Source organism: Pseudoalteromonas rhizosphaerae, assembly GCF_028885455.1.
In the GTDB taxonomy this organism is placed as follows: Bacteria; Pseudomonadota; Gammaproteobacteria; order Enterobacterales; family Alteromonadaceae; genus Pseudoalteromonas; species Pseudoalteromonas rhizosphaerae.
The window spans coordinates 4743629-4767809 of sequence record NZ_CP118496.1; the positions used below are offsets into that span (position 1 = coordinate 4743629).

General features: G+C 40.5%; 21 protein-coding genes and 1 tRNA gene. 6 read left to right on the forward strand and 16 right to left on the reverse strand.

Annotated features, from left to right (window positions below; all coding sequences use genetic code 11):
* Positions 1–50: 50 nt before the first annotated feature.
* The 3 genes from PVK79_RS20490 to PVK79_RS20500 form a co-directional block, all read right to left on the reverse strand.
* Entirely contained in the window at positions 51–917 is an 867-nt protein-coding gene (locus PVK79_RS20490) for a hypothetical protein (protein WP_274803959.1), read from the reverse strand.
* Positions 917–1126: a helix-turn-helix domain-containing protein gene (locus PVK79_RS20495; protein WP_274803960.1), complete on the reverse strand. Its 210-nt coding sequence runs from the start codon at positions 1124–1126 to the stop codon at positions 917–919. Before PVK79_RS20495 ends, PVK79_RS20490 begins: the two co-directional genes overlap by 1 nt.
* A 196-nt stretch (positions 1127–1322) precedes the next feature.
* A tRNA-Leu gene (locus tag PVK79_RS20500) sits at positions 1323–1407 on the reverse strand.
* 462 nt (positions 1408–1869) lie between these two features.
* On the opposite strand from PVK79_RS20500, the gene PVK79_RS20505 reads away from it, so the two are divergent.
* A complete protein-coding gene (locus PVK79_RS20505; protein ID WP_145234991.1) occupies positions 1870–2370 on the forward strand; it encodes an RDD family protein in 501 nt (166 codons plus the stop codon).
* Positions 2371–2402: 32 nt separating this feature from the next.
* On the opposite strand, the gene lptG is transcribed toward PVK79_RS20505, so the two are convergent.
* Both lptG and lptF read right to left on the reverse strand, forming a co-directional pair.
* Positions 2403–3470: an LPS export ABC transporter permease LptG gene (lptG, locus tag PVK79_RS20510; RefSeq protein WP_257324371.1), complete on the reverse strand. Its 1068-nt coding sequence runs from the start codon at positions 3468–3470 to the stop codon at positions 2403–2405.
* Positions 3467–4579: an LPS export ABC transporter permease LptF gene (gene lptF / locus PVK79_RS20515; RefSeq protein WP_257324373.1), complete on the reverse strand. Its 1113-nt coding sequence runs from the start codon at positions 4577–4579 to the stop codon at positions 3467–3469. Before lptF ends, lptG begins: the two co-directional genes overlap by 4 nt.
* A gap of 264 nt (positions 4580–4843) precedes the next feature.
* Here lptF and pepA point away from each other — a divergent pair, with 264 nt between their 5' ends.
* The 3 genes from pepA to PVK79_RS20530 all read left to right on the forward strand — a co-directional run bounded on the left by pepA (position 4844) and on the right by PVK79_RS20530 (position 9892).
* Positions 4844–6355: a leucyl aminopeptidase gene (gene pepA, locus PVK79_RS20520; RefSeq protein ID WP_257324380.1), complete on the forward strand. Its 1512-nt coding sequence runs from the start codon at positions 4844–4846 to the stop codon at positions 6353–6355.
* Between the two features lie 174 nt (positions 6356–6529).
* The gene (locus tag PVK79_RS20525; protein ID WP_145234983.1) at positions 6530–6976 is read left to right on the forward strand and encodes a DNA polymerase III subunit chi; all 447 of its coding nucleotides are present in this window, start codon (positions 6530–6532) and stop codon (positions 6974–6976) included.
* A 60-nt stretch (positions 6977–7036) separates the two neighbouring features.
* The gene (locus tag PVK79_RS20530; protein WP_182734581.1) at positions 7037–9892 is read left to right on the forward strand and encodes a valine--tRNA ligase; all 2856 of its coding nucleotides are present in this window, start codon (positions 7037–7039) and stop codon (positions 9890–9892) included.
* A gap of 97 nt (positions 9893–9989) precedes the next feature.
* Here PVK79_RS20530 and PVK79_RS20535 read toward each other — a convergent pair whose 3' ends face one another.
* Positions 9990–11252: an outer membrane protein transport protein gene (locus PVK79_RS20535; RefSeq protein ID WP_145234979.1), complete on the reverse strand. Its 1263-nt coding sequence runs from the start codon at positions 11250–11252 to the stop codon at positions 9990–9992.
* A gap of 289 nt (positions 11253–11541) precedes the next feature.
* Between PVK79_RS20535 and PVK79_RS20540 the strand changes: the two genes are divergently transcribed.
* Positions 11542–11883: a hypothetical protein gene (locus PVK79_RS20540; RefSeq protein ID WP_149981258.1), complete on the forward strand. Its 342-nt coding sequence runs from the start codon at positions 11542–11544 to the stop codon at positions 11881–11883.
* Here the strand turns inward: PVK79_RS20540 and PVK79_RS20545 are convergent.
* The 10 genes from PVK79_RS20545 to PVK79_RS20590 form a co-directional block, all read right to left on the reverse strand.
* Positions 11843–13060: an HD-GYP domain-containing protein gene (locus tag PVK79_RS20545; protein WP_145234975.1), complete on the reverse strand. Its 1218-nt coding sequence runs from the start codon at positions 13058–13060 to the stop codon at positions 11843–11845. The genes PVK79_RS20540 and PVK79_RS20545 overlap by 41 nt on opposite strands.
* Positions 13061–13269: 209 nt before the next feature.
* Positions 13270–13605: a ribonuclease E inhibitor RraB gene (gene rraB, locus PVK79_RS20550; protein WP_064667208.1), complete on the reverse strand. Its 336-nt coding sequence runs from the start codon at positions 13603–13605 to the stop codon at positions 13270–13272.
* A complete protein-coding gene (locus PVK79_RS20555; protein ID WP_145234973.1) occupies positions 13605–14318 on the reverse strand; it encodes a 1-acylglycerol-3-phosphate O-acyltransferase in 714 nt (237 codons plus the stop codon). The genes rraB and PVK79_RS20555 overlap by 1 nt, the downstream gene beginning before the upstream one ends.
* 157 nt (positions 14319–14475) lie before the next feature.
* Positions 14476–16767, reverse strand: a complete 2292-nt coding sequence (gene parC, locus PVK79_RS20560; RefSeq protein ID WP_145234971.1) for a DNA topoisomerase IV subunit A — start codon at positions 16765–16767, stop codon at positions 14476–14478.
* Positions 16768–16777: 10 nt separating this feature from the next.
* Positions 16778–17872, reverse strand: coding sequence for a PQQ-dependent sugar dehydrogenase (locus tag PVK79_RS20565; RefSeq protein WP_182734571.1), 1095 nt, complete (start codon positions 17870–17872; stop codon positions 16778–16780).
* Positions 17873–18192: 320 nt separating this feature from the next.
* Positions 18193–20082: a DNA topoisomerase IV subunit B gene (gene parE, locus PVK79_RS20570; protein ID WP_145234966.1), complete on the reverse strand. Its 1890-nt coding sequence runs from the start codon at positions 20080–20082 to the stop codon at positions 18193–18195.
* Positions 20083–20113: 31 nt separating this feature from the next.
* Positions 20114–20674 (reverse strand): YqiA/YcfP family alpha/beta fold hydrolase, encoded by a 561-nt coding sequence (locus tag PVK79_RS20575; RefSeq protein ID WP_257324406.1) that lies wholly within the window; start codon positions 20672–20674, stop codon positions 20114–20116.
* Positions 20659–21450, reverse strand: a complete 792-nt coding sequence (locus PVK79_RS20580; RefSeq protein WP_149981416.1) for a metallophosphoesterase — start codon at positions 21448–21450, stop codon at positions 20659–20661. The genes PVK79_RS20575 and PVK79_RS20580 overlap by 16 nt, the downstream gene beginning before the upstream one ends.
* Positions 21437–21895, reverse strand: a complete 459-nt coding sequence (locus PVK79_RS20585; RefSeq protein WP_182731347.1) for a DUF1249 domain-containing protein — start codon at positions 21893–21895, stop codon at positions 21437–21439. Before PVK79_RS20585 ends, PVK79_RS20580 begins: the two co-directional genes overlap by 14 nt.
* Positions 21896–21939: 44 nt before the next feature.
* A complete protein-coding gene (locus tag PVK79_RS20590) occupies positions 21940–22569 on the reverse strand; it encodes an NUDIX domain-containing protein (RefSeq protein WP_145234960.1) in 630 nt (209 codons plus the stop codon).
* Between the two features lie 178 nt (positions 22570–22747).
* Between PVK79_RS20590 and tolC the strand changes: the two genes are divergently transcribed.
* Positions 22748–24091 (forward strand): outer membrane channel protein TolC, encoded by a 1344-nt coding sequence (gene tolC / locus PVK79_RS20595; protein ID WP_182731346.1) that lies wholly within the window; start codon positions 22748–22750, stop codon positions 24089–24091.
* Positions 24092–24181: the final 90 nt, after the last annotated feature.

A 24181-nucleotide genomic window follows, 5' to 3' on the forward strand; every position in this document is an offset into this window, starting at 1 on the left:
AGATTTGAAGGTGCAGGATCAAACCTGCACCTTTAAATCTATTTAAGTTTTTACCAATTTAAATAACCATGAATATTTTCTTGGACTAAATAGCTCCAAAACTCTGGAGATAGATCATTTTGAAAATTTACGGCCTCACGCCTAACTTCACAAATCCCCGCATCGGTCAATTCATCAATTTTATTATAAGCATCATCACCGCAAAAAACTGACCAGAGATTACTACGTCTAATTGTTTCTAGGTAATTATTATTTTCATTTTGTCTAACTAGGAAAAGTAAATTTACATTTTGATCCCAATGTTTATAAGCTTTACCAACGGCTAAAAGTCTTAATGTATTCCCTTTCTCATTTGAGCCAAAGCCACTTTTAAAATCAATTATGTGGTTTTGATTATGAAGATTAAACATTTCATCTTCAACCATATTGATTTCACCAACAAGTTCAAAAATTTCATTTGTATCCGCGACTAATTGATTTTGTTGGACAGGGGCATCTACATAACCTCTGATTTTTTGTATAAAATTGTTCTTAACCTCATTAAAATGAGGAGCTTGTATTCTATAAAGTGTATCTTTTTCTGAGTGATCCCAAGCAGCTTTACAAAATCGCTCCCAAAGTTCACCATTTCTTCGAGAAAAAGCCATATATTCATACGGCCACACCGTATTTCTATATTCAAAGCTCATTACTGTATAACAATATTGAACAAGCATATAAAGTTTGGGGCGATTTAGATGAGAATATTTATTAACCAATAAATCACCAACTCTATTTTTAACATTTTCAACAGCATTATTAATTTGAGTAGCTTTTTTATTTCTTGTTATATTACTGTTTTGAATTTGAAAAGTAATATCTCTTAGTTCAGTATGAAAGTAATCAAAAATCTCTTGTTTTAACTGGTCGTAATTCATTAAAATAAATCCTTTATTTCTTTATCTAAAGCAAATGCTATTTTGCTAATATTTATTAAACTGACGTTTCTCTCTCCGCGTTCAATACCGCCCACATAAGTCCTATCTAACCCACACAAATGTGCTAGTTCTTCTTGGGTCATACCTTTGAGGTTTCTTTCTTTACGAACAGACAAACCAAAAGTGATCTGAATATTATTTTTTGTCATAAGATAAATTAGGCCCAAAAGATGACTATAAGTCGACCGACTATAAGTATCTTTATTGGTGATGTTTGTTTTAAATTTAACAATTTAAGTTAACAACAAATATTTTGAATTCTGTTTGGCTTTGATAGAAAGTGATTTAGATATGAAATTTTGGTAAAAAAAAAGCCCTGCTATTTCTAGCAAGGCTCTCTTATGATGGTACCGCGAGACGGACTTGAACCGTCACTTCCGAAGAAAATGGATTTTGAATCCATCGTGTCTACCAATTCCACCACCGCGGCAAAACTCTTTAACCTAAATAAGGTTTTAAAAAACAACTTAAATAATTGTATTTTAAAACTTTACTCCAAAACTTCATACCAACTCATACCAGATATGAACCAACTAGTTTTTAACCAAAAAACCATATAAATCAACACGCTGAAAATAAAAAACACCTAAACAGGTTGTATTTTGAATCCCCCATGTATACCAATTTCATCACGCTGGCATCATTTTTCTTTAACCTTCTAACATGAGAAGATAAAGAAAAACCACTTTAGAGCTAGGACTTATCAAGCTGTCTTTGTCTCTATGCCATGCATTATACAAACAATAAGAGGAGCAGCAAGCGTTTTTTACAAAACCACGATCAACCGCTTAACAATTGAGCAACCATTAACATTCACTCATAAAAGCGACTAGCTAGTATTTGTCTCGCTATTTGCTAAACTAGCGCACATATTAACTTTGTGAGTTTATTTATGTCTGCTGAATTTCCGCGTGCGAGCTTTTGGCGTCGCTTTGCGTCGTTAGTTTACGATACGTTAGCTATTATTGCATTTGCTATGCTAAGCGTTGTTTTGTATTTGTTTGCCGTACAAGGGCTTATTTCACTTGAGGTTATTAGTTTAAATGGTGCTGAGGATGTGTCTGCGCTAATTCAAAATTCACTATTGTTATCAGGTCTTCGCAGTACACTTTTAGTCGTTGTAGCGTTAGTGTTTTTTGGCTATTTTTGGACTAAGAGTGGCCAAACGATTGGTATGCGCGCATGGCGTTTAAAAGTACAAACTCGCGATGGTAAGCTAATTAGTTGGTCACAAGCCGTTATTCGTAGCGTAACCGCATTACTTGGCTTGGGTAATTTAGTGGTATTAGTTGATTTTAAAAACAAACGAGCGCTGCAAGATTACCTGTCTAAAACCGAGGTTGTTGCGCTAACAAAAGAAGAAAACAAACGAATTTATCGTTCTTTAGATTAGCAATAAGGAGCTAGGCTGCTAGCTCCTCACTATCAATTTCGCTTATTGAGTAAGTAAATCGCAAAACCAGTGAAAAGTAAGCTTGGTAAAATAGCACCAATAATTGCAGGGATCTGATATACCACCACTACAGGACCAAATATCTGATTGCTTAGGTAAAAAGTAATACCCGTGATGACACCCATTATAATTCGTGCACCCATTGTAACCGTACGTAATGGTCCAAAGATAAACGATAGCGCCACTAATAACATCACCGCAATCGATACTGGCTGCATAATTTTACGCCATAAAGCCAGCTCATAGGTGCTGGTATCTTGCTCATTTTGTTTTAAATAACCTAAATACGACCAAAGTCCTGTGAAAGAAAGCGCCTCTGGTTTTACCGATACCACGCCCAGTTTTTCAGCGGTTAACTGTGATTCATAAAACTCTTCTTTTACCTGCTGTGTCGTAATAGTTTCCGTACCCAATTTTACTTTATTTACATTACGTAATAGCCAACCATTTTCGCGTCCCACGGCTTCGCGTGCTCTAGTTATTTGAGTTAACTGCAAGGATTTGTCAAATTGATACATATTCACGTTGTGTAATGTACCATTCTGATCAACATTTTCGATGTTTATAAAGTTATTACCATCCTTAGCCCATACACCTTGCTGAGCATTAAATACATCACCACCGTGAATAGCCTGATTACGCATTTCTTTGGCTTTAAGCTGCGTCTCTGGCGCGCCCCATTCACCTAATGCCATCATACAAACTGCCATAAACAAAGCAGTTTTCATCACCGATAGTATAATTTGTAAACGTGACATTCCCGCCATTTGCATAACCACTAACTCACTACTTGAAGCGAGTGCCCCCAGCCCCGTTAGCCCCCCGATTAACGCAGCCATTGGGAAAAATATCACCAGATCGCCAGGCATACTGTACAAGGTATAAAGTAATGCAGTAGTGATATCATAACTGCCTCGACCGACAATTCTTAGCTGGTCAATAAATTTAATCAGAGTACTGATACCCACCAATACCATTAAAGTAAAACCTGTGGTTTGCAAGATACTACGACCTAAGTACCAATCAAGCGTTTTCATCATGCGCCTCCTCTCCACTTAGTGAGTAGCGCTTTCACCCAAGTACCTAAAGGACGTCCTTTAATTATTAAAAAACCGCCAATAAACAAGGCACTTAAATGGATCCACCATAAACCAATTGAAGGCGGTATTTTGCCATCTTCAACGGCAAATTTTGCTGCATTCAATAAAATGAAATAGCCTAAATACAAACTAATTGCAGGCACTAATTTAGCAAATTTACCTTGTCGAGGGTTTACTACACTTAAAGGTACAGCAAGTAAGGTAAGTAACGGTATTGATAGAGGTACTGCTATTCGCCATTGCCATTGGGCATAAGCCTCTGGCGTTTCCATTAACCGTAAATCAGATGTTGAGATTGCTTCTAACTGGCGCCGTTTATGTTCTATTTCTTTATCTTGAATTTGTACGCTGTAGCCATCAAATTCAGTGAGATTTAATGCTTTAGTTAAACCATCTGTTTCGTATCTTTTGCCATCGTTTAAAATCAATTGCTGCTCTCCCGTAGCAGAGTCGATAACTACACCACGCTCGGCATAAACTAAACGGGCCAAGTTATCCTTACTGTCGCTCGGTAGCTGTGCTACAAACACTTTATGTAACTCTTTACCGCCATTTTCAATATTATGAATAAATACAACAGCTTTTTCATTATCTGTTTGCTGAAATCGGCCTGCTCTCAATGTAGATAAACCCGCATCTGTTTTTGCTTTTTCTGCAAGCTGATACTCTTGTTCACTTGCCCAAGGTGCCAAGTAAAAAGTAAGAATAGTGGCAAAAATAGCCAATACTGTACTCGATATTAATGTTACTCGAACAACATACCATTCACTCACACCACAGGCTTTCAATACAGTCATCTCACTGTCCGCATAAATACGGCTGTAGGCTAAAATAATGCCTAAAAAAATGCTCAATGGTAAAATGAGCGAAGCAAGTTGCGGCAACCTAAGTGCAATAACGGACAATAATAGTTGAGCAGGTATGTCCCCTTCCGAAGCTTCACCTAACAGAACCACAAAATTTTGAGATAAAAAAATAGTCATCAAAGTTACAAATACAGCAGCTTGAGACTTTAAAACTTCAGTGGTCAAATAACGGAAAATTAGCAATGATCGCCCCTGTTAAACATGATGTTTTACTTCAAGAGTAAGAAAATTTGAGTAAACTTAGGGTTTTATTATATGTCATCAACATTAAATATCATACCTAGCAACTCGATATATTGTCGCATTAGTGGTATTGATGGCTACAAAAGTATAAAGTTCAAATACACATAATGAGTCAGCGTTTATAAGCTAATATTAAGCTAGTATCTGGATTTTTATTTTATTACCCTTATTTAAGGGTTAAATGACTCAAAATTAGGAGTGACAATGGAATTTAGCGTAAAAAGTGGTAGTCCTGAAAAGCAACGTAGCGCATGTATTGTAGTTGGCGTTTATGAGCCACGTCGTTTATCCCCCATTGGTGAACAACTCGATAAAATCAGTGATGGTTATATCTCTAATTTATTGCGTCGCGGCGACCTTGAAGGCAAGCCGGGACAAGTGCTGTTATTGCATCATGTACCCAATGTGTTAAGTGAACGCATACTATTGGTCGGCTGTGGTAAAGAGCGCGAGCTAGACGACAAACAATACAAACAAATTATTTCAAAAACTATCAATACCCTAAATGAAACTGGGTCGATGGAAGCGGTATGCTTTTTAACTGAGCAACATGTTAAAAGTCGCGACACCTACTGGAAAGTCCGCCAAGCGGTCGAAACCACCCAAGACTGCTTGTACACATTTAACCAATTAAAAAGCAAAAAAAGTGACCCGCGTCGCCCGCTGCGTAAAATTGTGTTTAACGTGCCAACTCGCCGCGAACTTACCATTGGTGAAAGCGCCATTGAACATGGTCTAGCGATCGCTGCAGGTAGTAAGTTATGTAAAGACGTAGCGAATATGCCGCCAAACATCTGTAATCCTGCATATTTAGGTGAACAAGCGCAAGAACTTGCAGCTAACTTTGACAACGTTACGGTTGATATAATTGGCGAAGATAAAATGGCAGAGTTAGGTATGGATTCATACTTAGCAGTTGGTCGTGGTAGTGATAACGAATCTATTATGTCGGTAATTAACTACCAAGGCGGCGCGAAAGATCAAGCCCCAATCGTGCTAGTTGGTAAAGGTTTAACCTTTGACTCAGGTGGTATTTCACTCAAACCAGGCGAAGCCATGGATGAAATGAAATACGACATGGGCGGTGCAGCCGGTGTTATTGGCGCAATGCGTGCTTTGGTGCAAATGCAATTACCGATTAACGTAATTGGTGTACTCGCAGGTTGTGAAAACATGCCAAGCTCGAATGCTTATCGTCCGGGTGATATTTTGACCACTATGTCAGGGCAAACAGTTGAAGTACTAAATACCGACGCTGAAGGCCGCTTAGTATTATGTGATGCACTCACTTATGTTGAGCGCTTTGAACCTGAAACCGTGATTGATGTCGCTACTTTAACTGGCGCTTGTATTGTTGCCCTTGGCGCTCATGCAACGGGGTTATTATCTAACCACAACCCACTGGCACATGACTTGTTAAAAGCATCTGAGCAAAGTGGCGACCGTGCGTGGCAGTTGCCACTGTGGGATGATTATCAAGATCAACTAGAAAGCCCATTTGCTGATTTTACTAACTTAGGCGGCCGCTCTGCGGGAACGATAACAGCAGCATGCTTCTTATCTAAGTTTACTAAAAAGTATAACTGGGCCCATTTAGATATCGCAGGCACTGCTTGGCGCAGTGGTAAAAACAAAGGCGCAACAGGTCGACCGGTGCCGATGCTTACGCAATATTTACTCAACCGTGCCGGTGTAAGCGAAACCAGCCAAGATTAAACCCCGCGTTTAACAATACATTGTAAATTTAAATAAGGCGCTTTTTAGCGCCTTATTTATTCCCCACTTATTAACGTATAAATTAGCGTATTAATTGAAGCAAAACGCGTTATATGGCAAAATCCCTGCTTTGATTTAAGTATTATTTTCAATACTGTGGGAAGCCCCGATATAATGAGCATGAACGCCCAGTTTTTCGTTCTAAAGCAACAAGATGAGTCATTAGCCAAGGCTGATGATCACTTTAGCTTAGCGGCTGATATTGCTGCTGAACAGTATCGTCTTGGTCATCGTATCTTTATTTACGTTGATGATCTTGAAATTGCCCATGCCATTGATGAAACTATTTGGTCATTCGACCCCGACAGTTTTGTGCCTCACAATCTCCAAGGTGAAGGTCCAAAAGGTGGTGCGCCCGTTGAAATAGGTACTACCCCGCCAGTCGGTAATCGTAAAGTTTTAATTAACTTGGCTGCACAATTGCCGGACTTTATTCGTCGGTTTAACCAAGTTTTTGATTTTGTGCCCGTTGAAGCCACTGCTAAACAAGCTGCCCGTGAGCGCTTTAAAAAGCTACGCCAACTCGGTGCTAATATCACCACGCAAGATATTAATAGCTAACATACCTTTTGTATAAATAGCTAACTAACTCATTTAAGTACTTATTTAAGGTTCTGTGTAATGGATAAAACCTACAATCCGCAAGATATTGAACAGTCGTTATACCAAGACTGGGAACAAAAAGGCTACTTCAAACCATCAGGTAAAGGCGATGCATATTCAATTATGATCCCGCCACCCAATGTCACTGGTAGCTTACACATGGGCCACGCTTTCCAAGACACCATTATGGATACCTTAACGCGTTTTAAACGTATGCAAGGTAATAACACATTATGGCAAGTAGGTACTGACCACGCAGGTATTGCTACGCAAATGCTGGTTGAACGTAAACTCTCTGCTGAAGAAGGTAAAACACGCCACGACTTAGGCCGTGAAGCTTTCATCGACAAAATTTGGCAGTGGAAAGAACAATCTGGCGGGACTATCACAAAACAACTTCGTCGCCTTGGCGCATCGGTTGATTGGGATCGTGAACGTTTCACAATGGATGACGGCTTATCAGAAGCAGTTAAAGAAGTGTTTGTACGCTTACACAAAGAAGATTTAATTTATCGTGGTAAGCGCCTAGTAAACTGGGATCCAAAGCTACACACGGCTATCTCTGATCTTGAAGTTGAAAACAAAGACAAACAAGGCCACATGTGGCACCTACGTTACCCATTGGCTGATGGTGTTACAACCCAAGACGGTAAAAACTACATTGTAGTGGCAACGACTCGCCCAGAGACCATGCTTGGTGACTCAGGTGTTGCAGTAAACCCAGATGACGAACGCTATCAAGACTTGATCGGTAAAGAGATTTTACTGCCGATTGTTAATCGTCGAATTAAAATTGTTGCTGATGAACATGCCGATAAAGACAAAGGCACTGGTTGTGTAAAAATCACGCCAGCACACGACTTTAACGATAACGAAGTTGGTAAGCGTCATCAAATGCCGTTGATCAATATCTTCGATAAAGATGCCGCAATTCTAAGCCAAGGCGAAACCTACACCTTTGATGGTAAAGAGCTTGAGTTTGATGCACCAATTCCTGAGCGCCTGCATGGTCTTGACCGCTTCGATGCACGTAAAGCAATTGTGGCTGAATTTGAACAGTTAGGCCTACTTGAAAAGATTGAAGATCACGCTCTAACCGTACCTTACGGCGACCGCTCTGGTGTGGTTATTGAACCGCTACTTACTGACCAATGGTATGTACGTGTTGCACCACTGGCTGAGCCTGCAAAAGACGCAGTAAAAAATGGCGATATTCAATTTGTACCTAAGCAATACGAGAACATGTATTTCTCGTGGATGAACGACGTACAAGATTGGTGTATTTCGCGCCAGTTATGGTGGGGTCACCGCATTCCTGCTTGGTACGACAGCGAAGGCAACGTTTTTGTTGGCCGTGATGAAGCAGAAGTACGTCGTGAAAACAACATTGCTGATAGCGTAACACTTAGCCAAGACGAAGATGTACTCGATACCTGGTTCTCATCAGCACTTTGGACTTTTTCAACCCAAGGCTGGCCTGCGAACACAGATGATTTGAAAACTTTCCACCCGTCTGACGTATTGGTAACTGGTTTTGATATTATCTTCTTCTGGGTAGCGCGCATGATCATGATGACCATGCATTTCATCAAAGATGATAACGGCAAGCCACAAGTGCCCTTTAAAACGGTTTACGTTACGGGTCTTATTCGCGATGAAAATGGCGATAAAATGTCAAAATCAAAAGGTAACGTACTTGATCCAATCGACATGATTGACGGTATCGACCTTGAAAGCTTAGTAACAAAACGCACCAGTAACCTGATGCAAGAAAAAGTCGCTAAGAAAATCGAAAAAGATACTCGTAAAACCTTTGATAACGGCATTGAAGCCCACGGTACAGATGCACTGCGCTTTACTTTAGCGGCAATGGCGTCGACTGGTCGTGACATCAACTGGGATATGAACCGCCTTGAAGGTTACCGCAACTTCTGTAATAAGTTATGGAACGCCAGCCGTTATGTACTAATGAACACCGAAGAGCAAGATTGTGGCTTTACAAATGATGCAGTTAAAGAGTATTCACTTGCTGATCGTTGGATCTTAGGCCAATTTGAAGCAACTGTTAAAACCTATACTGAGCACTTAGATAACTACCGTTTTGACCTTGCAGCCAATACGCTTTATGAGTTCACTTGGAACCAATTTTGCGATTGGTACTTAGAGCTGACTAAGCCTGTATTATTCAAAGGCAATGAAGCACAACAACGTGGTACGCGTCATACACTGATCACTGTGCTTGAAAGCCTACTGCGCTTAATGCACCCAATGATGCCATACATTACCGAAACGATTTGGCAACGTGTTGCGCCACTGGCAGGTCTTGAAACAGCGAACACTAGTATCATGGTACAAGCCTTCCCTGTTTACAATGAAGCTAACGTTGATGCAAAAGCAATGGATGATTTAGAGTGGGTTAAGCAATTCATTTTAGCCATTCGTAACATTCGTGGTGAAATGGATATTAGCCCAAGCAAGCCGTTATCAGTATTACTAGCAAATGCATCTGCGGATGATGTACGTCGTATTGAAGAAAATAAATCTTTCTTAGCATCACTTGCTAAAATTGAAGAATTTACGCTGCTTGATAACAAAGATGACGCACCTGCATGTGCAACATCTTATGTTGGTAACCTTGAGATCATGATCCCAATGGCAGGTCTAATCGATGTTGACGCCGAACTTGCACGTATTGCTAAGCAGCTTGAAAAAGCCGAAAAAGGCCTAGCTCAAGTGCAAAATAAACTAGCAAACGAAAAGTTTGTTAACAATGCACCTGAAGCAGTCCTTGCTAAAGAAAATGAGAAACTTGCAGAGTTCTCAGATGCGAAAGCAAAACTACTTGAGCAAAAAGCCAAGATCGAAAGCTTGTAACTAGATGCGGGGAACCCCGCACAGCTAGACACAAAAAAAGCCGCGTTAATAAATAACGCGGCTTTTTATTTGCGCGGGATAAACCCGCGCCTACAAATTAAAACGTGTAGTTATACTGCGCACCAAATAAGTATGCATGACCTTTTGATTCAAAGCCCCACTGCTGACCTAAGCCATCAGATTCAGTAAAGTTTTGTGTTTTACCACGGAGAATACTCATACCAATATCTAGGTTTGCTTGTTCGCTCATGGTGTAGTTAACACCAAACGAGTACCAAAAACGGTCAGTATCAGGGATAGAAATCGACAGGTGTTTTTGATCGGCTGGTGATTCATCATAAGCAATACCAGCACGTAATAGTACAGCATCGTTAAACTGATAATCGCCACCGATTGAGTAACGCATTGAGTTTGAGAAGTGCTCATCTTTAGAGAATACAGGTGTATCTTTGCCTGGAACATAAGCTTCTAGCTTTTGGAAACTATCCCAACCAGTCCATAATACACTGTAGTGTAAGCCTGTTTTCTCATCTAACTGGTGTGTACCAGAGAACTCAGCAATCGCAGGGAGAGTGATTTCAACACTTCCAGGTACACTTACGCCAGCTAGGCCACCGATTTGTGCAGGTAATTGGTTAGAAAACTCGCCATCAAATGTGATATCTGTCTCGCTACGATAGTTAAAACCAAAGCGACTATTTTCATCAATCTGATAGCTAGCTCCTAAGTTCCAACCAAAGCCAGTATCATCGCCTTCTAAATGTACTGCTTGAGTTTGTGCTGGTAAACCTAATGGATTGGCACCAAAGTTACGAATGATTTTCGCATCTGCATAAACATAGTTTAAGCCAAGGCCAACACTAAATTGCTCATTGATTTTGTATGAACCACTTACGTTCATATTTACAGTAACAATCTCTGTTTCACCAGCAAGCTGGCCTGCAGGGTAATCTGCTTCAAATTCAGTTGATAAACCAAAATTTGAAAACGCACCAAAACCAACAGCAAACTTGTCATCGATAGGCATTACAAAATAACCTGCAGGAACAAAAGCGGCTGGCGCAATACTGCTGTCGTTTAGTTGACCAGGGTTAACTGATTGATTACTAGCTTCAGTGCCACGAAGGCTGACATCTGGAATGACAGCAATACCTGCAATACTTAGCTGCTGCTCTTTAAATACAGACATAAGAGCTGGATTACGCGCAACTACAGAGGCATCATCAGCCACTGCTGCTTCACCAGCATATGCACGCCCTAAGCCAGAGGCATTTTGCTCTGCAAGCTGGAAAGCCGCTGCAAACGTATCTGCAGACATAACAGCAAGTGATGCTGCAATTAAAGTTTTTGTAAATTTCATTGTGTTTCCTTAACCAAACAAAATGCTTGGGTTCCCATGTGTTGTCTCTAATTATTAGGAGTAAGTTACTTCAAAACCTTTGCACAGTACCTTACTTTTAAATAAAAAACTGTAACAAAGCGTTAAAAAACCCTATAAAAACCATTTTTTAACAGCAAAGTAACAGTTTTTTAAAACTCATCGGATAAGCTGCTGCGAAAAACTCATTTGCAATTAATTATCATTTAGATTGAATTGTTTAATAAGCACTATTAGACTGCCAAACAGGACTAGCAAAGGAGATGAAGCGGTGGAAATAGGATTAATTATTGCTGCGTTGGCTTTTTGTGGGGTAAGTGTATATTGCTTTTGCAAAGCTAATTTTTGTGCCTGCACTAGAGCTGGTGAATGCGATAACCCTGTTAACCATTATTGGTTAGGTGCTATTGTTTGTGCTTTAGTCGCACTAGTGTGCTGCTGCAGTGCGTTACATTCAGAGAATGGGACTTTATTGTGGCTATTATTAATGGTAAGTTGCTTCAGTGGTGCGCTATTATCGGCTAAGCAATCAACTAAAAAACACTGTAACAAAGCAATAACCAAAAAACCGCTTAAACCAACAGATGCTCTTTTAACAAACGAGCCAAATTAAGCTGATAATCTAATGGTTTGATACTCGCTAAAATCTTTAAGTCATGATCTGGTGAAGTTAAATCAACATCTTTTGCCGTAATATGATGACTATGCTTAGCATTATAGAAAACTTTAACTTTAGGTTGAATGGGGTTCTGATGATTACCTTCAGTTACTAATGCCAATCGTTCATTGGTTAATTTAACAATCGTACCGACCGGATGCACACCTAAACACTTAATAAACCGCTGTACTAACTCACCATCAAACATGTGTTTATTAGCTAATAAATAGCGCAATGCGTTGATCGGTTCATCACCAATTTGATGGGGTCTATCTGCGGTCATTGCATCATAAACGTCAACTATCGCCATAATTCGCGCTGGTCGACTAAGTTTTTCGCCCTGCAGACCTCGAGGATAACCACTGCCATCTAAGCGCTCATGGTGATTAACTATCATATCAAGCATTAATGGGGTAATGCCTTTTTCGCCTTTTACCAAGCCTAAACTTTGCGCTACATGCTTTTTAATCGCTTGCATCTCAAGCTTATTTACTTTCTCAGGTTTAGAAAAAATCCCTTGTGGTAATTTAGCTTGGCCTAAGTCATGTAGCAAGGCCCCCATAGCCAGCTCTTGTACAACACTTTCTTTGTAACCTAAGTACTTGGCAAATACAGTGACAAAAATGGCGCAGTTAGTCATATGTCGCCAATTGTACATATGCTTATCTTTAATACGAGTTAAAATAGTCATTGCATTATGATTACGAAATACCGATGCCACGATATCTTTGGCAATGCCATCAAGCAATGCGATATTCATCTTTAAGCCTGAAGTAACATCGCCATATAAACTTTGTAAATTACGATTATGTTGCTCATAGCTCACACTCGCTTTGGCAAACTCTTGCTCAACTGTAATAACCTTTTTTATTTTTGATTTTTTAGGCTTGTCGGCTGCCACAGTCGCGACTTCAGGTTTAAGCTGATATTTGGCAGGAACACTCACGTCACTTTGCGTAAAATCTATCAGCAGCTCTTGCACTCCTTCTGATACCAAGCGCTTGATGATCGATTTATCGCGAACTAGGCCGCGAGTTTTGATTTTTATACTATCAACCCCCTCAAACTGCTTGCTAACACTGTCAACAAACATTCCTGGTACGAGTTCAGAAATTGGAAGGGTAATAAGCATATAAAGTGATTAATTCATTTCAAACAATAATAATTACTGATTATCAACGATCCACTACAAATGTCTATAACAAAAGTAACGAATACGAAATAAGCACTAGGAAATGGCGAGTTGGCGAGTTGGCGAGTTGGCGAGTTGGCGAGTTGGCGAGTCAATAATAGGTATGAATTACACTAGGTCCTAGTGGTTAGGACCTAGTGGATAACATATTACTCTTGAAAGTAAGTGCCCCAGCCGTCGTATTCTACGTCGGTGTCGATCGCAAGTTGTGCTAGTTTATCAACATCTTCCATTATTACGTCAACATCTAACTCAGCTTCAACAACGATGTCAAAGCCCCAAATCTTACTGCCGTCTTCAAGCTCAAGTTCTGCAGGCTCTTCAACATCATAGCCTAGTTTAAACGCAGCTAGTGCAGCTTGCTCAAGCTTGACAAAGTCTTCGCAAACAAAGTGATGTTCTACTTCGTATAAGATCTCAGGATCAGAACCATCTTCTAATAACGAAGTTACAATGTCTTCACTAATTTCACGCCAATTTTCCATTACTTTTCTCTCACTTGAGCATCTAATTCAGTTATTCTAGCAGCCATTTTGCTATGAATACGCTTTGCGTGTTCACGTGCTCCAATCGTTTTATCAAGTGGCTCTGGCGCTAACATGTCTATGTAGATTATACCATTGTCCCAGCGATTTAGCTTAATGGTTTTATATGTTGTGCTCATACATACAGGTACTACAGGTACATCCGCATTTAAAGCCGTGTGAAATGCACCTGTTTTAAATGGTAATAAGCCACGTCCGTAACTGCGGGTTCCCTCTGGGAAAATCCACACTGACAGGCCTTTTTGTTTGATTTTATCGGCCGATTTAGTGATCGTGCTAGCCGCTTTAGAACGATTTCCCCGATCAATTAAAATATTGCCCGAAAGCCAATATAGCTGTCCAAAAAATGGGATCCACTTAAGACTTTTTTTACCTAAACTGACACAGTTTTTTGGTACCGCCGCCGGTAAAGTGAAAATATCGTAATTATTTTGATGGTTTGCAACATACACTGCAGGGCCACAATTTTGCGCGTCAGGATGGCGTGTAATAACCACGTTTACACCAAGCATTTTAGCCACTGTGCCAAACCAACTTGAAATAATATGTACATTATTTATATGAAAAGGTTTTACTAAACAAAGGAGTAAACCAAATACACAGCTTAATAAAATAAACAATGCCATAATAACAATACGAATAATAGCTAACAAAGAAAACGCTCCAAAAATAATAACGCCAGCATTATAGCGTTATTTTTGCCGCTAAACGAGTGTTTAGCGAACACATGTAAGCTTAAAATAATTTTCTGCTTTAAAAACAAACGACCTGCAATAGCAGGCCGTTTTATTCATAGATATAAAAAAATACTTACTCGGTTTCTGTCGGCTCAATATCATCATCAATCGCCGTCAGCTCTACAACCGCTTCATCGACACGCTGTAAACCACGCGGTAGTTTGTTACCTCGACGGCCACGCTCGCCATGATAGTGCTCCAAATCAGTAGGTTTAAGAGTCAGTTTACGCTTACCTGCATGCAAGGTAACACTGGTACCTTCAGGCACCACTGCCAGCACTTTAACAAACTCTTCACGCGCTTGTACTTTGGCACTTGGGATAGAGATTATCTTGTTACCCTTACCTTTACCTAGTTTTGGTAAATCACGTAATGGGAATAACAACATCCGGCCCTCATTAGATATCGCCATACAGTAATCGTTAGCAACATCATTAACCCGAATTGGCGCTAATAATTGCCCACCTTTAGGCACACTGACCAGGGCTTTACCGTTTTTGTTTTTACTTACTAGATCTACAAAATCAGTAATAAAACCATAACCTGCATCTGATGCCATTAACAACACTTGTTTGTCTTCGCCCATCACTACATGCTCAAAATTAGCACCTGCAGTAAGGTTAAACCGACCTGTCATTGGTTCACCTTGGCTTCGTGCCGACGGTAACCCATGCGCATCAGTGGCAAATGCACGCCCAGCAGAATCTAAGAACACCGCAGGTTGGTTACTCTTACCACGCGCAGAGGCTTTATATGCATCGCCAGCCCGGTAACTGAGCCCTTCAACATCTAAATCATGGCCTTTACCAACACGCGCCCAACCTTTTTCAGACAACACAACGGTTACTGATTCTGATGGGATTAAATCTTTTTCGCTTAATGCTTTAGCTTCAAGACGTTCGACAATCGGTGAACGGCGCTCATCACCATACAGCTCTGCTGCTTCTTGAATCTCTTTTTTTAGTAACGTCGACATACGACGTTCAGAGCCTAAAGTCAGCTGTAATTTATCGCGTTCTTTGGCAAGCTCATCTTGCTCACCTCGAATTTTAAACTCTTCAAGTTTCGCTAAATGACGTAGTTTTAATTCAAGGATTGCTTCGGCTTGGATGTCTGTAATACCAAAGCGTTCCATTAACACAGGCTTTGGCTTGTCTTCGCTACGAATAATCTCAATAACTTCATCAATATTTAAAAAGGCTGCAAGTAAACCTTCTAAAATATGTAAACGAGCCAATACTTTATCTAAACGATATTGCAGGCGACGGCGCACTGTTTCACGACGGAACACCAGCCACTCAGTTAAAATGGTTCGTAAATCTTTTACCTGCGGACGGCCATCAAGGCCAAGCATATTGATATTAACGCGGTAATTTTTTTCCAAGTCCGTAGTGGCAAATAAATGAGCCATTAACGGCTCCACTTTAATGCGATTAGAACGCGGAATGATGACAATCCGGGTTGGATTTTCATGATCTGATTCGTCACGTAAATCAGCGACCATAGGCAGCTTTTTGGCATTCATTTGCGCTGCGATTTGCTCAAGTACTTTACCACCAGAACATTGATGTGGCAGTGCAGTAATGACAATATCGCCGTGCTCCTCTGTATAAATAGCGCGCATTTTTATCGAACCACGGCCGGTTTGATAAATTTTACGAATATCCGCTTTTGAAGTGATTATTTCAGCTTCAGTTGGGTAATCGGGAGCTTGTACATGCTCAAGCAGTTGATCTAACTCAGCTTTAGGGTTATCCAACAGCAAACAACAGGCACTGGCTACTTCGCGCACGTTGTGTGGCGGAATGTCAGTTGCCATACCGACTGCAATACCCGTAATACCATTGAGTAAAATATGTGGTAAGCGTGAAGGTAATACTTGTGGTTCGTCCATTGTGCCATCAAAGTTTGGCGTCCAATCAACAGTTCCTTGGCCAAGTTCTTTTAACAGTACTTCTGAGAACTTAGATAAACGCGCTTCGGTATAACGCATTGCCGCAAATGACTTTGGATCATCTGCAGCACCCCAGTTCCCTTGCCCATCAACTAATGGGTAACGATAAGAAAATGGTTGTGCCATTAACACCATCGCTTCATAACAGGCGCTATCACCATGAGGATGATACTTACCGAGTACATCACCAACGGTACGGGCTGACTTTTTATACTTAGCCGTTGCCGATAAACCCAGTTCACTCATGGCGTAAATAATACGACGCTGTACTGGTTTTAGACCATCGCCAATATGTGGCAATGCCCTATCCATGATCACATACATGGAATAATTCAAATAGGCGTCTTCAGTAAAACGCCCCATTGTTTGTTGCTCAATTCCTTGCAATAGCAAGGTATCTGTATCACTCATCAAAGCCTACCTAATTTTTTTTATAGCTTACACGGTAGATCACATTGGCATAATCATCGGAGATCAATAAGCTGCCATCGGCAAGTTCTGCAAAAGCAACCGGACGACCCAATGTTTCTTCGTTTTTCATAAAGCCCGTAATAAACGGCGTGTATTTTATCACACGTCCTTGCTCAATAGTGGCAACTGCCACTTTATATCCAGATTTTTTACTGCGGTTCCACGAGCCATGTTCAGCAACAAATAATTGCTGCTTATAAGTAGCAGGAAATTGTTTACCTTGATAAAAATGAATCCCTAATGGAGCAACATGCGCACCCAAAGCTAAAGCTGGGGCACTGTAATCGGCAATATTTTTACCTTTACCAAATTCAGGATCTAAGATGGCACCTGCATGCACATAGGGAAAACCAAAATGTTCACCTTCGGTTGTTAAGCGGTTTAGTTCATCCGGTGGAAGATCATCCCCCATCATATCTCGGCCATTATCACTAAACCACATAGCCTGGGTGCTAGGATGAAAGTCAAAACCAACAGAGTTACGCACACCTTGTGCTAACGTGGTCATTTGTTTGGTGTTTACATCCAATGAAAATATTCGCCCATAGCGCTCATCTTCGCCGCAAATATTACAAGGTACACCCACAGGAATGATTAACTCGCCAGTTGGTGAAAAGCGTAAGAACTTCCAACCGTGGTGACTTTCTGTCGGTAATGCGTCGTATACCACTTCATATTTAGGTGCTTTTAATTGTGTATCAATATTCTTGAAGCGGATAATACGTTGTACTTCAGCAACATACAGGTCGCCATCTTTGATTGCTAAACCCGATGGCATAGTTAAACCACTGGCCACCAGTATTTGTTTATCAGCAACCCCATCACTATTGTGATCAATAAGTGCATATACGTTTCCCGCTCTGCGCGAGCCAACATAGACAATACCTTTTTTAGATACTGCTAATTGCCGTGCATTTTCCACATCACTGGCAAATATGTTTACAGTAAAGCCATCAGGAACACTGAGTTCTTTAAGGATTTCTTTTGCTGCTAAGGACGGGCTTAGCAAGCCTAAAGTTAGTAGAGAAACTAGTAATTTATTCATCGATTTTACCCTATTTGGCCATGCTGCTTCGCTGCATATAACGCTTAATCTGCTTTCTATTAAAAATCTTTGAGCGACGTTTTTTCACCACAGCAAACTTGCCATGACTTAGAACTCACCGCGAACACTGATTATACGAGCTTTAATTAAGTAATCAGGACTTTGATTACATAGTCGTTTGTCAGCAAATACCAATTGCATTAAATTAGTGAGTTATTTTACCTTAGGGGGATATAACTCACTAAATAATCATGTTTTTAATAAATTGGTATAAATCGAGTTACAGCTTTATACGATACAAGTACAAACAACTTTAAAAATCACACTTGAGCACGATTACCATGATCTTCTAACCATTGACGACGATCTGATGAGCGCTTTTTCGCCAGCAACATATCCATCATTTCCATGGTTTCCACTTCATCCTCTAAGGTTAGCTGGACTAAGCGGCGAGTATTAGGATCCATGGTCGTTTCGCGTAGTTGCAGTGGGTTCATTTCACCCAAGCCTTTGAAACGCTGTACGTTTACTTTACCGCGTTTTTTCTCTGCTTCAATACGCGCTAGGATGCCGGATTTTTCATCTTCATCAAGGGCATAATAAACATCTTTACCAATGTCGATTCTAAACAACGGTGGCATAGCTACATATACGTGACCCGTTTTCACCAACGTTGGGAAATGACGAACAAATAGTGCACACAACAAAGTCGCAATATGCAGTCCATCGGAGTCAGCATCCGCTAAGATACAAATTTTATTATAGCGTAACGAAGAGATATCAGTTGAGTCAGGGTCGATACCCAGCGCCACAGAAATATCGTGCACCTCTTGTGACGCTAAAATTTGCCCTGATTCAACTTCCCACGTATTCAAAATTTTACCACGTAGTGGCATTATTGCCTGAAACTCACGATCACGTGCTTGTTTAGCTGAGCCACCAGCTGAGTCACCTTCTACTAAAAACAGCTCAGTACGGTCGTTATCTGCAGCGCTACAGTCGGTTAATTTGCCCGGTAATGCGGGGCCTGCGGTAACACGCTTACGCACCACTTTTTTGGCTGCGCGAAGACGTTTTTGTGCATTAGAAATACATAACTCTGACAGTAACTCAGCAGTATCGGTGTGCTCATTTAACCATAAACTGAATGCATCTTTTACCACCCCAGATACAAATGCCGAGCACGAACGAGAAGATAATTTCTCTTTGGTTTGACCAGCAAATTGTGGATCTTGCATTTTCACTGATAAAACGTAGCTACACCGTTCCCAAATGTCATCGGGGGTGAGCTTAACGCCACGCGGCAGTAAGTTTCTAAATTCACAAAACTCACGCATAGCCTCAAGTAAACCTTGTCGCAAACCATTTACGTGAGTACCGCCTTGCGCAGTTGGTATTAAGTTAACGTAACTTTCAGCTATCGATTCACCGCCTTCAGGTAACCAAACAACCGCCCAATCAGCACCTTCCGTTGAACTTGAAAACTCACCGGTAAATGGGTCTTTTGGCAGTACTTCGTAACCTTTAACAGCTTCGTTTAAGTAGTCTTTAAGGCCTGTTTCGTAATACCACTCTTGGGTTTCTTTGGTTTGTTTATTAACAAACTTAATACGTAAGCCTGGGCAAAGTACGGCTTTAGCTTTTAATAAATGATGTAATTTAGTCAACGAGAAATTAGCTGAGTCAAAGTAGCTTACATCAGGCCAAAAACGTACAGTTGTACCTGTATTACGTTTACCTACGGTGCCTATAACATGAAGATCTTCAACTTTATCACCGCTTTCAAACGCCATCATGTATTGTTGTGCATCGCGGCGCACAACCACTTCAACGCGCGTTGATAATGCATTAACCACGGAGATCCCTACCCCGTGCAAACCACCTGAAAATTGGTAGTTTTTATTAGAGAACTTGCCACCAGCATGCAGCTTGGTAAAAATCAATTCGACCCCAGGAATACCTTCTTCTGGGTGAATATCGATAGGCATACCACGGCCATCATCGCTAACTTCTAGCGAATTATCTTCATGCAAAATGACATCAATTCTAGTGGCATGTCCGGCCATGGCTTCATCGACACTGTTATCAATAACCTCTTGTCCTAAGTGATTAGGACGGGTGGTGTCGGTGTACATACCAGGACGGCGTTTAACAGGTTCTAACCCATTTAATACTTCAATGGCTTCGGCGTTATAATTTTGCTGACTCATAGTTTTTATCTTTTATGCGCTTAGCTATGTTTTACGTGATTTTAAGAAAATCTACAATACTAGCAATGGAGTCTTCAAAGCCAACAAAGCTATGATCACCACCAAATTCTATCTGTTGCTTGCATTGTGAATAATATTTAACGGCCTGCTGATAATCCAGTACTTCATCACCCGTTTGCTGTAATAAATACAGTAATGATGGGCGCTCTAAGCAGGGTATCAACAGTGATTTTAACGCGTTAATATGACTATTGTTGAGCTCGTAATGGCTATCCTGATAGGGATTATAGTTCGGCCCTAACAAAGAACTCAATAATAAATAAGGCTTAACTGCAGGGTTTATAACCACTGCTGGTAACTGATATTTTTGCGATAAATAAGTGGCGTAAAAACCACCTAAAGAACTGCCAAGTAATACAGTATTTGGCGTTAATAATTGTTCAATTTGAATTATCGCATGAAACGGTTCATGGCTTAGCCGTGGCACACAATAATCAACATCATAGTGTGCCATATACTCACCAAAGCGGACAGCTTTAAATGAATGTTCGCTGCTATTAAAACCATGAATATAAATTACTCGTTGGGCCACATCAGTTCCGAGTTAATTAATAGTTTTGCACTGTTTGTTGGCTTTGATATTGTCAACAATCGATAACCAGGCCCCGCATTATGTTGCTGCCAGTCATCGGTGTATTTAGTAAACTGCACTGAGCTTGCTGGCGTAGCAAAAATCTCAATACTTCTGAATTTAAATTGATAGTCATTGTGAACATGACCATGAAATAACTGTCTTACTAGCGCGCTATTATGCAATACATTAAGTAATTGCGGGCCATTTTCGAGCATATGCTTGTCTAGGTAACCATTAATAGGTAATGGATTATGGTGGCAAAAAGCCACGCTTGGCGACTGTGAAGTCGCTAATAAATCAGCGAGTTCATTTAAATCGGCTTCGCTTACCCAACCTGCTGGTGTTGGCCCTTTAGAGCTAATTAATAACACTTCAAACCCATCGGCAATTAACCGTTTTGCGCTATTGATTTGACCACCAGAAATACGCTGCATCGCACTGATATCATCATGATTACCTGGCAGCCAAAAGACTGGGCAAGTAAGTGCTGAATCGGCAATCAACTGAGCAAACAACAAATATGATGCAAAACTGTGATCTTGGGTTAAATCGCCACCAAAGATCACGGCGTCTAGTGACTGTTTTGCCATATCTGCAAGCGCGCGAGAAAAGTGCTCAGCGGTATTGACCGCAAAATACTCCCCTTGTGGGTCTGCAAATAAGTGACAATCGGTAATATGTGCTAAGCGCAGCTGAGTATTATTGAACTGCGCCGACTCATCAAACCAGGCCATCATTTATATCCCAGTTAAGTACCGCTCGACCACTTTCAACACACGCCACTAACCAATCATACAAAAACGCATTGAGTTGATATTTTTCATCTTTTTGATGCATTTGCGGATTAGGGTAACCATATGAAGGTTTGATCCTTTGATGGTAATCATGGTGAATTATTTCAGCAACTTTTGCATCGTGATATAAACGCACAGTTAAAAACAGCGGATTAAACCCTTTTAACATACCGGTTAATTGCGTTATTGAAATATCCATCGTGTATTTAGCACAGCCATCAACCTTAATTACAAACTGGTTATTACCCAGTTGTACATGACGTGTATTGCCTTCTTTGCGCTCATTGGGCAACAATTTTAAAGCACGTAGGTAGTTATGCTCACATAACGTCAAGTATTTAGGAAGACTCTGAATATATCGTTGTTTCACTGCAAGTGCTGTCACATTACCGCCATAAAGTTAGAGGTTAAGGGTAGTCTATTACTATTTTAGCTGCGCTGATTATTAATTATACGTTCGCGATTAAGCGCTAACCACTGCAATGAAATTACCGAGGCAGCATTATCTATCTCACCGGTTGCTAAACGCGCCATTGCATCATCAAAACTGAGAATATGCGTTTTAATATCTTCACCTTCAGTTGCAAGTCCATACACGCCACTTTGCAGCTGGCTTAAATCAGTCTTTGCAAGGTAAAGATGTAACCGCTCAGTAGTCCCACCAGGGCTTGACAGATACGATAGCATAAATTCTAATTCACTCAGTACTAAGCCCGCTTCTTCAAATGCTTCGCGCCTAACGACATCTTCATAATTAGTGCTGCCATCGGTCATGCCTGCTATACATTCTAATAACCAAGGTGACTGTTTACTTTTTATCGCGCCAATACGTATTTGTTCGATCAGCAAAATACAGTCTGTTACGGGATCATACGGTAAAACCGCAACAGCGTCACCGCGTTCAAGTATTTCACGGCGGATCGTCGCTGATTGGCCCCCCGCAAATAATGCATGTTCAAACTGATATAAGTTAATCTTAAAAAAACCGTTATAAAGTACCTTTATAGGAGCTATTATAACGTCTTGCTTGGTAAATTTTGTGAGTATTTCATCAGCCATGAAGTTTCCTATTACACATATTATTACTTGAGTTTCAACCTAGATACTTACTATCATGTCCGGGATATTATATTCTGTTACACTTGTTTACGCTGTTTTACGCAAATTTTTTTTTGTTCTTATGTAAAACAGGTTACCATGCTTTTAGAACGTAAATTGTCTAAGGACTGAACGAATAATGAAAAAGAACATTCTTGCTGCGCTGATTGGTATATCTTGCGCATTAACAGCTACAGCGTCAAATGCTGAAGACTTATTACAAGTTTATGAAATTGCCACTGCTAACGATCCTACAGTTTTAAAAGCAAAAGCCCAAGCAAATGCACAAGCTTATAACAGTGACCGTGCGATGAGCGCATTATTGCCACAAATCGGTTTTTCTATGGGGTATGAGAAAACCGATAGCACATCATTTAACGGAACTGATGCGGCAGGATATACCAAGATCGATAGCGATTCAGATACTTTCAGCCGTGGTCTTAGACTAAGCCAAACTCTGTTTGATTTAGGTGCATGGAATTCACTCGGTATTGCAGACAAACAAGCGTTGCAAGCAGCTGCTCAATATGATTTTGCCAAGCAAGACCTAATTGTTCGTGTTGCAGATGGCTATTTCAGCGTATTAAGTTCAATTGATAACTTAGAATTTGTACAATCTGAAAAACGCGCTATTGAACGTCAACTTGAGCAAACCAAACAGCGTTATGCTGTAGGCTTGACGGCAATTACCGATGTGCATGAAGCGCAAGCACAATTTGATAACTCGGTTGCCCGCGAAATCGTTGCCAGAAACGGCGTTGAAACTGCCCGTGAGCAGCTTCGTGAAATTACCGGTAAATATCATGCTAAGCTTGATGTATTAAATACCGAAACATTCTCTACGGTACAACCGACAAAAAAATCACCCGATTACATTAAGCTTGCAGAACAAAATAATTTAAACCTGCAGGTCTCCAAGGTAACGGTTGATATCGCTAAAGATCAAATTGATTTAGCACAAGCAGGCCATTATCCTAAGCTGACTTTAGATGCCAGCTACGGTGATACACTAACTGATAGCAATAGCAACACTGCCCGCCCACGTGGTGATAGTACAAATATTGGCATTAACTTTAGTGTGCCAATATATTCAGGCGGTGCTACTACTGCAGCGACTGAGCAGGCACGTGCTTTTTATGTTGCTGCAAGTGAAGATCTAGAAGCTAGTCTGCGTGGCGTAACCCGCTCGGTGATCACCTCTTATAATCAAGTAGTATCAGATATTGCGACCTTTAAAGCGCTTGAACAAGCCGTAGTTTCTGCTGAAAGTGCATTAAAAGCCACTGAAGCTGGTTTTGAAGTGGGTACTCGTACTATTGTTGACGTACTGGTCAGTACACAAAACTTATTTAACGCCAAACGTAACCTCGCTGATGTACGTTATCGCTACGTTGTATCAACGCTACGCTTAAAACAAGCAGCGGGCACGTTAACAAGTAATGATTTACAAGCCATCAACCAAGGTTTAAAAGAAATCCAATAAAGATAAGCTTAACATTACTCATTTAAAAGCCAGCAAATTGCTGGCTTTTTTGTATTTTTTTATTCATCCAGTTAAACTAGCTACTTTTCG